16 protein-coding genes and 1 pseudogene are annotated in these 12628 nt (G+C 60.2%); 7 read left to right on the top strand and 10 right to left on the bottom strand.

The window, feature by feature from the left end; all coding sequences use genetic code 11:
- The first annotated feature begins 8 nt into the window (after positions 1–8).
- Both HV744_RS08805 and HV744_RS08800 read left to right on the top strand, forming a co-directional pair.
- A complete protein-coding gene (locus HV744_RS08805; protein WP_175149143.1) occupies positions 9–845 on the top strand; it encodes an FTR1 family iron permease in 837 nt (278 codons plus the stop codon).
- Between the two features lie 61 nt (positions 846–906).
- Positions 907–1221, top strand: coding sequence for a hypothetical protein (locus HV744_RS08800; RefSeq protein ID WP_175149142.1), 315 nt, complete (start codon positions 907–909; stop codon positions 1219–1221).
- Positions 1222–1459: 238 nt separating this feature from the next.
- On the opposite strand, the gene bfr is transcribed toward HV744_RS08800, so the two are convergent.
- Positions 1460–1939 (bottom strand): bacterioferritin, encoded by a 480-nt coding sequence (bfr, locus tag HV744_RS08795; protein WP_175149141.1) that lies wholly within the window; start codon positions 1937–1939, stop codon positions 1460–1462.
- Between the two features lie 491 nt (positions 1940–2430).
- Here bfr and HV744_RS08790 point away from each other — a divergent pair, with 491 nt between their 5' ends.
- Positions 2431–4560, top strand: coding sequence for a TonB-dependent receptor (locus HV744_RS08790; protein WP_175149140.1), 2130 nt, complete (start codon positions 2431–2433; stop codon positions 4558–4560).
- A 279-nt stretch (positions 4561–4839) separates the two neighbouring features.
- Here the strand turns inward: HV744_RS08790 and HV744_RS08785 are convergent, their stop codons facing one another.
- The 8 genes from HV744_RS08785 to bufA1 all read right to left on the bottom strand — a co-directional run bounded on the left by HV744_RS08785 (position 4840) and on the right by bufA1 (position 9785).
- Complete coding sequence (locus HV744_RS08785; RefSeq protein WP_175149139.1) at positions 4840–5454, bottom strand: class I SAM-dependent methyltransferase; 615 nt, start codon at positions 5452–5454, stop codon at positions 4840–4842.
- A 219-nt stretch (positions 5455–5673) separates the two neighbouring features.
- Positions 5674–6402: a cytochrome c biogenesis CcdA family protein gene (locus HV744_RS08780; protein WP_175149138.1), complete on the bottom strand. Its 729-nt coding sequence runs from the start codon at positions 6400–6402 to the stop codon at positions 5674–5676.
- Positions 6402–6788: a thioredoxin family protein gene (locus tag HV744_RS08775; RefSeq protein ID WP_175149137.1), complete on the bottom strand. Its 387-nt coding sequence runs from the start codon at positions 6786–6788 to the stop codon at positions 6402–6404. The genes HV744_RS08780 and HV744_RS08775 overlap by 1 nt, the downstream gene beginning before the upstream one ends.
- 177 nt (positions 6789–6965) lie before the next feature.
- Positions 6966–7181, bottom strand: a complete 216-nt coding sequence (locus tag HV744_RS37200; protein ID WP_246278985.1) for a GDCCVxC domain-containing (seleno)protein — start codon at positions 7179–7181, stop codon at positions 6966–6968.
- 96 nt (positions 7182–7277) lie between these two features.
- A complete protein-coding gene (locus HV744_RS08770) occupies positions 7278–7775 on the bottom strand; it encodes a DoxX family protein (RefSeq protein ID WP_175149136.1) in 498 nt (165 codons plus the stop codon).
- Positions 7772–8587, bottom strand: a complete 816-nt coding sequence (locus HV744_RS08765; RefSeq protein ID WP_175149135.1) for an HvfC/BufC N-terminal domain-containing protein — start codon at positions 8585–8587, stop codon at positions 7772–7774. Before HV744_RS08765 ends, HV744_RS08770 begins: the two co-directional genes overlap by 4 nt.
- Entirely contained in the window at positions 8559–9449 is an 891-nt protein-coding gene (gene bufB, locus HV744_RS08760; RefSeq protein ID WP_175149134.1) for an MNIO family bufferin maturase, read from the bottom strand. Before bufB ends, HV744_RS08765 begins: the two co-directional genes overlap by 29 nt.
- 15 nt (positions 9450–9464) lie before the next feature.
- The gene (gene bufA1 / locus HV744_RS08755; protein ID WP_175149133.1) at positions 9465–9785 is read right to left on the bottom strand and encodes a BufA1 family periplasmic bufferin-type metallophore; all 321 of its coding nucleotides are present in this window, start codon (positions 9783–9785) and stop codon (positions 9465–9467) included.
- Positions 9786–10053: 268 nt separating this feature from the next.
- On the opposite strand from bufA1, the gene HV744_RS08750 reads away from it, so the two are divergent.
- The 4 genes from HV744_RS08750 to HV744_RS08735 all read left to right on the top strand — a co-directional run bounded on the left by HV744_RS08750 (position 10054) and on the right by HV744_RS08735 (position 12409).
- The gene (locus HV744_RS08750; protein ID WP_175149132.1) at positions 10054–10581 is read left to right on the top strand and encodes a sigma-70 family RNA polymerase sigma factor; all 528 of its coding nucleotides are present in this window, start codon (positions 10054–10056) and stop codon (positions 10579–10581) included.
- Positions 10578–11231, top strand: coding sequence for an NrsF family protein (locus tag HV744_RS08745; protein ID WP_175149131.1), 654 nt, complete (start codon positions 10578–10580; stop codon positions 11229–11231). Before HV744_RS08750 ends, HV744_RS08745 begins: the two co-directional genes overlap by 4 nt.
- Positions 11232–11305: 74 nt before the next feature.
- The gene (locus tag HV744_RS08740) at positions 11306–11734 is read left to right on the top strand and encodes a VOC family protein (RefSeq protein WP_175149130.1); all 429 of its coding nucleotides are present in this window, start codon (positions 11306–11308) and stop codon (positions 11732–11734) included.
- 324 nt (positions 11735–12058) lie between these two features.
- Positions 12059–12409: a hypothetical protein gene (locus HV744_RS08735; protein WP_175149129.1), complete on the top strand. Its 351-nt coding sequence runs from the start codon at positions 12059–12061 to the stop codon at positions 12407–12409.
- 57 nt (positions 12410–12466) lie between these two features.
- On the opposite strand, the pseudogene HV744_RS08730 reads toward HV744_RS08735, so the two are convergent.
- A pseudogene (locus HV744_RS08730) lies at positions 12467–12622 on the bottom strand (MarR family transcriptional regulator); the annotation flags it as partial.
- Positions 12623–12628 lie beyond the last annotated feature (6 nt).

Genomic DNA, 12628 nt, shown 5'->3' with positions numbered 1-12628 from the left:
GAGACATCATGCTATCTACCGCTCTCATCGTTTTCCGGGAAGTCCTTGAAGCCGCGCTCGTCGTGTCCATCGTGCTGGCGGCCACGAAAGGAGTCTACAACCGGGGATGGTGGGTTAGCGGCGGATTGGTGGGCGGTGTGATCGGCGCAGGCCTCATCGCCCTGTTCGCGGACGTCATCTCGTCATGGGCGTCGGGGATGGGCCAGGAAGTGTTCAATGCGTGCGTGATGTTCATTGCAGTCGTCATGCTCGCGTGGCACAGCATCTGGATGGGCAAGCACAGTCGCGAAATGGCGCAGCAGATTTCCGCAGTGGGCAAGGCGGTGGCGGCGGGCAGCAGGCCGCTGACAGGCCTTGCGATTGTCGTTGGCGTGGCGGTGCTGCGCGAGGGCTCGGAGGCTGTCCTGTTCCTGTATGGCATCGCAGCGGGAGACCCGGGACAGACGCCCCAGATGATTATCGGCGGACTGCTGGGGATCTTCGGCGGTGTCGGTCTTGGCGCCGCGATGTATGCGGGCCTCCTGCAGATTCCGCTAAAGCGCCTTTTTGCGGTGACCAACGCGCTCATCATCCTGCTTGCTGCGGGCATGGCGAGCCAGGGCGTGGGCTACCTGGTGTCGGCGGGAATCCTGCCGTCGTGGGGTGATACGGTGTGGGACACGTCCTGGCTGCTCACGGAATCCAGCGTCGTCGGCAAGATGCTCCATACGCTCATTGGCTATACGGCGCGTCCGGCCGGCGTCCAGATTGCGGCCTATATCGCGACCCTGGTTGTCATCGTGCCTCTCGCTCGCACAGTGGGCCGTCCACAGGGCGCAGCGGGACAGTCACGACAATCTGCGTAGCCGCCGCAGACGATAACCAGAACATCACGTGAACACCCCCAGACTGGAGCACAGCGCCGCGGTGCTTGTCGCGCTTAGAGCTGTGGCCTGTCGTCACTACGCGATCACGGAGCGCAAGGTCTTCGGCTGCCCGCCCTTCTTCGTCGTGCAACGGATGATGGCCTGCGTCTACGGGCAGCAGATCGCCTTGAAGCTTCCGCAACTTGCTGTTACCGCGCTGCTCGAGACGCACGGCTGCACATTCGTTCAACCATTTGGTCGTCATCCGATGCAGCGCTGGCTGGCATTTGAAGCGGACAGTCCGGCCTTTGCTTCACTCGAAGACCTCTTCGAAGAATCACTATCGTTTGTGCGCGAATTGCCGGCCAAAGAGTAACAACATCCGTTGGTTCTCTTCCAACGGGGGCCCCTCGGCGATGACCGGTCGCGCGCCCACAGACGACAAAAATGAAACCGGACAAGTCCCGCTTGCATTGGTCGAGTGTATGGCATGCGGCCGGTCGGCGGCATGCTTTGACATAATAGCCTCCATCATCGGCAAGTTGTCCGGATGAGCGGACCCATTTCCCCGTCAGCACGCCAATGCGTGAATCTGTAGCACATGGCAATGAGGGCTATTCCTCCGGAGAGGTCATGCCCGACTGCAGATAGTTCTCAATCCCCACCTTCTTGATCAGCTCAAGCTGCGTTTCGAGCCAGTCGATCTGGTCCTCCGTATCGTCGAGAATCTGCTGCAGTATTTCACGTGAGACGTAATCCTTCACTGATTCGCAGTAGGCGATCGCATCCTTGCAGGTGGCCTGGGATGTCTGTTCAAGCTTCAGGTCGCACTCCAGGATTTCCTGCGTATTCTCACCCACGAGCAGTTTATGCAGGTCCTGCAGATTCGGCAGCCCGTCGAGCACAAAGATGCGCTCAATCAGGGCGTCGGCATGCTTCATTTCTTCGATCGATTCCTGATATTCGTGCTTGCCAAGCTCGTCGAGTCGCCAATGACGGTACATGCGCGCATGCAGGAAGTACTGGTTGATCGCAGTCAGCTCATTCTTCAACTGTGCGTTGAGGTGATCGATGACTTTCTTGTCGCCTTGCATGACCGTTCTCCTTGTTTCCAGTCCTCGTTCCGGTCCAGGCCCGAGAGTTACAACAACGAGAGTTACAACAATAGGCAGCAACGGCCTTCGTCGCAATCGACATTTGAGAGCAGTCCACTACTCTGCGAGGCAATCTCATGGCGAAGTAGTGACACTCCGTAGCGTCGCAAGCGGCTTCGCCTAATGACGACTTGCCCGGGAAAGATGGGACACACATTTTGCTGTCGAGGCCCAGTCCTTTGGCTGGCATCCACCCGTACAAGCGACATATCGACAGTGTTCGCATTGTTCGCCGAAGCTCGTCAGACAGAACTCAGCCGGTAGCTGTGCGAGCCGGGTGTCTGGATGCTGGCAACCCGGTACTGACTGCGTCGTTGCGCCATCGCTCCCACCGATTCTCCCTACAAAGCGCAAACCTTTTATTGACCTTTCAAACCATTTCAAACGATAATGCGTCTCATTCGACCATTACCAAAAGTTACTAGGGGAAAATGAGATTCAACGTCCACCCGCTACGGCGAACCGTCCTGGCAGCTTTCGCGTGCCAGCCCATGATTTCCGGAATTGCCTTCGCAGAAGACAACGCCAGTTCGCCAGCCGCCCAGGCAGGAGACCCGTTGCCGACGGTTATCGTCAAAGCGAGCGCGATTCGTGACCCAGGAGAGGGGTACAACCCGCCGGATGCGGTGAGTGCCACAAAGACCGATACGCCGTTGCGCGACATTCCGCAGACCGTGAACGTGGTCACCGCGGAAGTGATGCGCGACCAGCACGCCAATTCAATGCAAGATGTATTGAAGAACGTGCCGGGCGTCGGCTTTTCCACGGGCGATGGCCAGCGCGACCAGGTCACGATCCGCGGCTTCTCGGCGATCGCCGACCAGTACGTTGACGGTATCCGTGACGATGCGCTGTACTTCCGCGACCTGTCCAACGTCGACCGCGTGGAAGTCATCAAGGGGCCGGCCGCTGTGCTCTACGGCCGCGGTTCGGCCGGTGGTCTGATCAACCGCGTCACAAAGAAACCGGGCATTGACGTTACCGATGTCGGCATCAGCTATGGATCGTGGGCTGATCGCCGTGTCGGGGCCGATGTGGGGCGCGTGTTTGCCGAGGGCGCGGCTGCCTTCCGCGTGACGGGCGCGCACGAAGAGTCGAACAGCTATCGCTCGCAGCAGTTCCTGAATCGCTCGGCCATCGCGCCGTCGCTGGAACTACGTGTGGCGCCGAAGACCACCGTGCTGTTCCAGGCGGACTACCTGGAAGATCGCCGCGTGACCGACTTTGGCATTCCTGCCTACAAGGGGCGGCCCGTCGACGTGCCGGCTTCCACCTACTACGGCGCGGCCAATGCGCGCGACGCGGACTACACGCAGGCGCGCGTGTATTCGGGAACCGCCACCATCAGACATGAGTTCAACGATCAGTGGTCGATCCGCAACGCCACGCGCTACTATCATTACTCGCTCGATCGCAACAACACCCTTCCCGGGACCGTGAACGAGGCGACGCTGAGGGTTTCCCTGAACCGCTCCAATGTGTACCGGGAGGAACACGGCTGGTTCAACCAGACCGACCTTACGCAGAAAGCCACGCTCTTCGGCATGAAGCACGAACTGCTCTACGGCATGGAGCTTGGCCAGCAGGACAAGGACCTGGTCAATTTCTCGAAGAACAACATCGCGACGGTCGATCTGTTCCACCCCGTGCTGCCGACGCTGCCGCTGCATCTGGGCGGGACACCCGCGGCCAGCAACCTCGGCGTCTTCAAGACGCTCGGGCTCTATACCCAGGACATGATCAGCCTCAGCGAGCACTGGAAGGCGCTGCTCGGCGTCCGCTATGACCACTTCGAGCAGGACACCTTCGAGCGCCGTCCGAACCAGCCGAACCTGTCGCGCACCGACAATGCCTGGAGCCCTCGCGTGGGCCTCGTCTGGCAGCCGTCCATTGCGCAGTCCTACTATGTATCGTGGAGCCGCTCATTCCAGCCTTCGGGTGAGGCATTCTCGCTCGCCGCCAACAACGCCCAACTGGCGCCCGAGGTCACCAAAAACGCGGAAATCGGCGCGAAATACGACTGGCTGGATGGCAAGGCCAGTACGACGGTCTCGGTTTTCCGCCTGGAGCGCACCAACATCAAGGTTGCGAACGCAAGCAACACGGCGCTGATACCGATCGGCGAACAACGTACCGATGGCGTGGAAATCAGCGGTGCTGCCGAACTCGGTCAGGGCTGGCGCGTGCTGGCAGGCTACGCATACCTGGACGCGACAGTGACGAAGTCGAGCCCCGCGTTGCAGGACAAGCGCGCCACGCTTACCCCACGCCACTCCGGCAACGTGTGGCTGACCAAGAACCTGGGCCACGGCTTCGGTGTCGGCGGCGGGCTGAACCTCGTCGGCGCACGCGTGGCCGATCCGCAAAACACCGTGACGCTGCCCGGCTACGTCACGGCCGACATGATGGCCTGGTACGCCCGCGGCCCGTTCGAGCTTCAGTTGAACCTCTACAACCTGTTCAACAATAGCTATATCGTCTCGGCGCACGGCTCCAGCCCCAATCTCAACATGCCGGGCGCACCGCGCAGCGTGATGGCGACACTGCGATATCAGATGTAAGCGACGCAGGCCTTGGCCGGGATACCGATTGGTTTGCCCGGCGACGGCGCGGAGCACATTGCAACCGCAGACGCGCTGACAGGAAGCGCGTGGATCAGCGCGTCCATAAACAGCCTGACGAGGCCGAGCGCCACCGCTCCAGTTTTTGCGGCGGGTCGTGGCGGCACGCACGGCCGACTGTGACACGACACACCTTGTCCGGCGGCTGATTGCTGCCGGACATTGCCCGAAACGTACGTTGCTCAGTTCACAGCGCATCAATGAAATGCTGTCGCACCGTCATAGCTTGCGGAAGCAGCAGTAAAGAAACTGTTGCGTGGCACCTGCTGGCGTGCGGTGGTCTTCGAGTGTCGCCGTTGAAAGCTCGAACCCGGCGCCCATTTCGGCGGACAAGCTGTCCGCGTTGTATCTCATCACGCTTAGTCCGCTGCACCTGGCAGGCCCTGCCGGACCGAAAGTGCCAATCACGACGTGGCCATGAGGCCTGAGCGCTTTCGACAGCAGGTGGACATACGCGTCACGTTGCGACGACTCGGTCAGGAAGTGAAAAACGGCGCGGTCGTGCCAAACGTCGTACCGGTGCGCCGGCAGTTGCGCCGTCGTGATATCGGACTCAATCCAGACTATATGGCTGGCGGTCACACCCAAGCGACGTTTCGTCGTGTCGAGCGCCAGCGCGGACATGTCGAGAACCGTCAAATTTCGATACCCGCGCTCGACTAAATCGTCCACCAGTGTCGACTCACCGCCACCGACATCGATGATATTTGCGCTGAGGTCCAACGTGACTTCGCTGATCATTCTCAGCGAGGTATCAAGGTGCGGTCGATACCAGCTTACCGCGTCCGGTGCCTTCGAGCGGTACACCTCTTCCCAATGCTCTTTACTGTCCATCTTGTTCCTCAATCGCCATCGTTCCATGAGCCAGATGATAGACGAAAGCGCCATGCACTTCGGACAGCTTCGGATTGCATGGCAACGAGCTGGCGCGATGCGTTGTACATGGGAATCAGCAAGCGTCCCGGTTTGTGAGGTGCGCTGCACCCCAACACTGTCCGGCTGGCACACGCCATTTCCGAGGACGCCGGCCATCGCGTTTTCTGTCGTTGCCGGTCACAAGGCCGTAGTGAATGCAATCAGCCATGATGGACTTGCGGAGAGAATCGCCGTCTCGAGCACCTTGTCCAGCCCGGTGAGCGCAAGCAGGCCGAACGCAACGAAAACCGCTCCAAAGACGGCCTTTCCGACCCTTGCCGCAGAACCAAGCCCAGCGCGCCACTTTGTCATCGACGCTCGCGAAAGCGCACCCAGCATGACCAGCGGAAGCCCGGCACCAAGCCCAAACATTATCATCAGGAGGGCGACATCGCTGAGGTTGCGTCCCTGAGACGCAAGCGTCGTGGCCGCTCCCAATGTCGGACCGACGCAAGGTGTCCAGACAACCCCTATGAGCAGTCCGATAGCGAACTGACCGGACAGGGTGTCGCCACTTACCTTGCTCAACCACCTCTGGCCCGAACTGCTGAAGCGCGCGGTCGCACGGTTGAACATCGCCTGCAAGCGGGCAGAAAACATCACCAGCCCAAACAGAATCATCAACAGAGCGGCTACGTTGCGAAAGACACCCTCATCGAAACCGAGAGATGCGCCCAGCGTCGCCAGAAAAATGCCGACGCCAGAAAAAGCAACACCCAATCCGAGTGCGAGCGCAACAACGGCCATCCGATGCGCCGACAAAGCGGACGCGACGAGAACCGGAACCAGCGGCAGCACGCAGGGGGACAAGGTTGACAGTGCGCCCGCGGCGAAACCCAGTCCGTAAGTACCCACCCCGAAGTTCATCACAAGGCCTTCGCGAAGGTATCGCTGATATCGCGCTCGCGCGTTTGTCCTGTCGAACGGGCGACTTCGTGGCCACCTTTGAACACGACGAAAGTCGATTGCTGCGTCACCTTCATGGCGCGCTTCAAGGCGATTTCCTTGTCGTAGTCGGCCACGAAAATAGTCACCGGCTTCATATCGGGTTGTGCCGAGAGTCGGTCCACAATCGGCTGCTGAATCTTGCAGGTGGGGCACCACGTTGCGTGGAAATAGACAATGACCGGTTTTCCGGCAGCGTTCAGCTGATCAAACTGCGCCTGGTTAAACGCCTGTTCGCCGCCGACCGCCCCGCCTGCGGCAAAGGCGAGCATCGCAACCAGAAAAATCCGCGCTATCGCTTTCCACATGCTCAATCTCCGTTTACCACGGGTGCAGACGTCTCATTCATTTGACAAGAAATGCTATTGCACGTTTCGCAGGCGAACATGACGCGCAAATGCCGCCTGCGCTGTGTCCCCAACAATCCCGGTATCTCCCGGTTCCCGTGGCGGAAGAACCAGGGTCACGTAGTCCCGGTCAGCAAATCAGCGGGCGCAGCATGAACCCGCCTGCTGTACAGGAGGACACGCCATCGTGCCGTACGAGCAGTACACGCAGCAGTCTCCGGGCTTGGGCCTGAGGACCATCTTGCAGCGCTCGCACTCGTAAAACCACACGCAGGCATCGATGGGCATCGTTTCGCGTTTCCTATGCCCGCACGCCGGACACGTGATAGTCGATTCCAGTACGACAGTCTTCATCATTTCCTCTCTTTGACGCTGGACGAGTTAGCTGATTCTTCTCGTTGGGACGATCCACACAGAAACGTTACACGCAATGACGAAAAATGGCTGGTCTCAATCTGCCGAACGATGGGACCTGTTGCTGAAGGCGGAACCAAAGCGCCGATACAAGAGGTAGTCCAGCGACCAGTTGCCTGCGCCCCGGCACAACAGCACCAGCAGCATGGCAGCCCACTGGATGTGCGTCGGCCACGCAAGCGGATACACGAATACCTCGATGACCGTTGTCATGCCGAGTAAAACCAGCGCAACGGGGCGCGTCGCCAAACCCAGCACAAGCAGAACGGGCGTAGTCAGTTCGATTGACACCGCGAGGTAGGCAGCGAACTCGGGCGCAAGCAACGGCAATCGATAGTCTTCCCTGAACAACTCGAGCGCGGCATTCCAGTCGGCCAGTTTGGTCATCGCCGAGTTCCAGAAGATAGTTGCCACCGCAAATCGTAGCGGGAGCGCAAGAACCGCATACGGCACTCGCTCCAGCCATCCGATGACATTCCGTATGCGGTTGTTCAACGTCGACCCGCGACCGGCGAATTGAGACTCGTGTTTCATGTGAGCTGGCTCCTGCTTGTGGGACCACACGCCTGATTTGACGCGCAAGCGTCAGAAAAGCAACCCGATACCAGCAGTGATGCGAGCCAACGGTGCGCTTCCTCGTATGGCGCCTCGGCAAGCGCATCATGCAATGAATGTCCTGCAAACAAAGCCGCCGTCAATCGCCATTGCCATTCATCTATCCGCCGAACCTCCAGGCCAGTTGCGCTCCGGTAAACATGGAGCCAAACCGGGCCAGCGGCCGGATTGATATCCGCCAATGCGCCCTCGTCGTGAGCCAACACGGCGCGCCAGATGGCATCCACCGGAAAGTCCGACTGAAATAGCCGTACAGCAGGGCTTGGCAGAAGCCATACGGACTTCAGCCCGCCGTCATTCAATTGCGCAAGGCGCTGCAGATCGAGCGGCCTCGCGTCTGCTGCATGCAGCACCTCGCTGACCGTCCATTCGAGGCGCGCGGTGTCCGGCAGATAGTCGAGCGACGCCGTTTGCGGCATCTGCGCCAGAAAATCCGGGAACGTCGCACCGTAGCTGTCGAGCTGCGCGTTCGACGGTGGGCATTGCTCAATGAACAGTCGAGCGGCACCTTCAAAGAATTCTTCTCCAACCAGAGCTTGTACGGCCGGATATGAAAGCCGCAGCGCTTTCAGCAGCGTACTGTTCACCGTATTTCGATAAATAGCGAGCCGCGCTTGTGGGGTCAGCCCTTCGGGTACCACGTAAACAGTTGCACTGCCGTCGGTAAAACCGAGCAGGTCTGCGCGGACCGCGCGTTGCAATTCAAGCAGCGTTGGCGCACACGTTGTCATCCTGTTGCCCCTCCAAATAGGCTTGCGCAATCGCCGCCTCCTCCATCAGAACCTCGAGCGCCGGCACGTCGGTGTCCCACTCAACCAAGGTGGGAACGGGGCCAAAGCGCTTGAGAGCCTGTTTGAACAAGTCCCACACCTGAGGTACGACGCGCGAACCGTGGTCGTCAATCCGCAGAACCTTGCCCTCGTCAAGCTGCCGCACGCTGTGGCCGGCCAGGTGAACCTCAGTAACCGCTGCTGGTGGCAGAGCATCAAGATAGGTCAGTCCATTCCAGCCATGATTGCTTGAACTGACGTAGATATTGTTGACGTCGCACAGAATTCCGCACCCTGTGCGGCGCGCAACCTCTGCGAGGAACTCCCACTCAGGAATGGTCGAGTGAGAGAACTGCAGATAGGTCGATGGGTTTTCAATCGAAATGCGCGCCTGCAGGCAGGTTTGGACCTGGTCGACATGACGGCACACCACAGCGAGTGCCTCTTCGGTCATCGGCAAGGGAAGCAGGTCCGCAAGGTAGGTGCCGCCGCTGATGCTCCAGGAGAGGTGGTCGGAGACCAGACCCGGCTCGAAGCGTTCGACGACGGCGCGCAAGCGCTCCAGATGCGCAGCGTCCAACTCCTCTGCACTACCCAGAGATAGCCCGACCCCGTGGAGAGAGACCGGGTAATCGCGGCGTATGGCATCCAGATAGCCCGGCGCGCTGCCTCCCCCCATGTAGTTCTCGGTATGCACCTCGAACCACGCGACTGGCGGATGCGCTTCGACAACTTCCTGATGATGCCGGAAGCGCAACCCAATCCCGGCACGCGCCGGGATCAGGCCGGACGCGTATTGCGATGCAGCAGAAGCGGCAGGCATGGGCTACTCCATTGCTTATGCTGGTTTCAGCTTGCCGCCCTGGATTTTGCTGCAATCCCCGGCGGGGAGGAGAATGAATGACTTGGCGTCACGAGCCTGGGTGGCCTGGCCGGCGCAGGAATGAGCCCCCTCCGCACAGTCGTTCTTCGACACGGCGTTGATGCCGTAGCACTTCTCCAGCTTGTTCTTTTCCATCCTGGCCATGTTGTCCTTGACGACTTGCGGCATCGCGCTCATGTCCTTCATCTCCTGGGCCTGGGCTGGTAAGGCCTGCATGGCGAGCGCCAGGCCGATTGCCGACGATAAGGTCGAGGCGGCCAAAAGCTGTTTGTTCATCACGTGTCCTCCTGAGGGTTGCGGCCCGACATTGCGGCCGTGTAGAGAAGTTCGGCGCGCCCGCGCAAAAGGTTACGCCGCGCGCAAAAAACTTTTTCTGGATGACAAACGGTCTCCCGCACCGCAGAATTTCCGGATGCTCCGACACCCGCATCCGCCCAGCCCCGTTCCAGGTCCCGACAGCGAGGACCGGGGGTCAGCTACGTCCCGTCGCCAGGCTGAGGCGACAGACAGCCGTGCTGACGGCACGCCGGATTGGTCCATTGCCATGACCAGAGTGCAGGCTGGTGACCAGGCGGCTTATCGTCGGCTGCTTCAGGACATCACGCCCTATCTTCGTGCGCTCGCGGCACGCCACATCAGGAATCGCGAGGACATAGAAGATACGGTTCAGGATGTGTTGCTAACCTTGCACGCCGCGCGCAACACGTACGACCCGTCTCGTCCGTTCGGGCCGTGGCTGGTCGCTATCGCTAACAGACGCATCGTTGATGGCCTGCGTCGGCGCGGACGGATCGGGGCACACGAATCACCGGCAGAGACCGACCTGGAAACCTTTTTTGCCCCTGAAGCGAACTTACAGGAAGAGACGGTGGATGCCCGACTTGTCAGGGACGCTATCGAGCAATTGCCGGCCGGGCAGCGAGACGCCTTGCGAATGCTGAAGCTGGAGGAAATGTCCTTGCAAGAGGCTGCGGCTGCGAGTGGAACGTCGGTTGCAGCGTTGAAGGTGGCCACTCACCGGGCGATAAAACGGCTGCGGGAACTGTTCCTGACACGAGGTAGCAAATCATGACCCGGACTTCCGACCTGATTGAAGTGCTGGTCGCCGATGCGACTCCGGTGCGGCGGCTGCGCCCCCCCGCAGCGCGGGCGGCATGCTGGCTATTGTTTGCGGGAATAGTGATTGTTCTCGTCGGTATTGCGCATGGGGCGCGTGCCGACCTGGCGCTCAAACTCCATCAACCCGTCTTTGTGATCGGCGTAGCCGCAGCCATGACGACAGGCGTTCTTGCCACAGTGGGCGCATTTATCGCCAGCGTGCCGGGCAGGTCACGTCGTTGGCTCGTATTGCCAATACCGGCTGCTCTCGTATGGGGCGCTACGATCAGCTATGGCTGCCTGACCAATTGGGTCTCCACGGGGCCCGACGGTGTGTCTTTGGGAGAAACAGCCCGATGCTTCGCGACGCTCGCGTTAGTCAGCGTGCCGTTGTCCCTGGTGATGCTTATCATGCTGCGCCACGTAGCCCGCCTGTCGCCGGGCCCTGTCACGATGACGGGATGCCTTGCGGTCGCGGCAATGACCGCACTGGCGCTGGCAATCCTGCACCCGCTCGACGCCACCGTCATGATAGTCGTGTGGAACTTTGGTGTGACCGCACTGTTTCTATGGTTAAACGGCCGGTATGGGCAGCGGCTCCTTGTGTGGGTGGCGCAGCGCTAGCAATCTGACGCGCAAGATCTCGGCCAATGACGCGGTAGAGTATGCACAAGCTAACTGCTGGACGAGGTGAAGTCATGGAACGAATCGGAAACATAGGAATTCTGTTCATCGCGGGCTTTGGTCCAATCGTCCGTGATGCGGAGGCGAGCCGCAAGCTCTACTGCGATAGCCTCGGCATTTCCTTCAAACAGGAGAGCGGCGGTTACCTTCATACGGAGGCTCTCAACGGCGCAAAGAGTTTTGCCCTGTGGCCGCTGTCCCAGGCGGCTCAGTCGTGTTTTGGCAGTGAGTCCTGGCCGGACGACATTCCTGTTCCACAGGCCTGGCTCGAGTTTGATGTTGACAGTGTCGAAGAGGCAACTGAGGAGCTTGAGTCGCGAGGCTATCGAATGCTCGTAAAGAGCAGGAAAGAACCGTGGGGTCAGACGGTCAGTCGTTTCGTCTCACCGGAAGGATTGCTGGTCGGTATCACTTTCACTCCCGGGATGCGAGAGGAAGTATAGAGTCGACAGCGCCGGCGACCAGGAGCACCTTCGCGTCGCGCAGCAGCGTGGCCGTAAGCCGACCACACGCACGGTTCGCAAGGCCTGCGTCTCTCGACAGCCGCCCCGCCCAGCCTCCCGTCACGATCGTGTTACTATCCCCAAGCCGTAGTTTCACATAAACTTCTGGCCCAGTACTGCCAAGCGATTGATTGTTCTGGCTTGTTCACGGAGTGGGTGATCCTCCCTGATTCTTCGCCAGTTGCAAAAGAAGCCGCTGACCCTCAAGGTTCAGCGGCTTTTTTATTTTGGCTTTCCCGATCGCAGCTTCAAGGAGGTTTCTTGATGACGTTTCGCACCGCCGCGCTCGCCGCGGCCACCGCATCCATCGCGCTGCTCGGCGCCGCTTGCGCGTTCACCGCTCAGGCCCAGACACCGCCCGACAGCCAGTGGCGCACCAGCTCGACCACCCTTTCCACGCTGCTGCAGAACGGCTACAAAATCGTCGCTGTCGTGAACGGCGCGCACGGCAATGCCGGCCCGGCCGACACGATCTTTGTCCAGCGCGATCAGAGCGCGTTCAAATGTATCGACCCGGAGCAGCCGGACGCGCGAACGAAGACGCCCATCGCGCCGGCGGCGTGCTTCGAACTGGTCCCGCTGTCAGGCACGCCGCCGTCCACCGAATCGAAGTAGCAGCGAATTAGCCCGCGCGTTGTTCAGCGCGGGCTACCACACCACCGCATGAACGCATCACCGATCCACCAGCCGGCTCAAATTGCCGCGCACCCGCTGCAATAGCGCGATCAGTTGCTGCGTCTCTTCATCGGTAAAACCGTTGAGCGCTTCGAGCGCGACTTCATCGCCCACCTTGCGCGCCTTGCCGAGCGTGCGCTCGGCCTTCCCGATAGCGCG

It is taken from the genome of Paraburkholderia ultramafica, from assembly GCF_902859915.1.
Classification (GTDB): Bacteria; Pseudomonadota; Gammaproteobacteria; order Burkholderiales; family Burkholderiaceae; genus Paraburkholderia; species Paraburkholderia ultramafica.
Note: the sequence above shows the minus strand (reverse complement) of the source record. Positions and strands in the feature narration are given on the sequence as shown.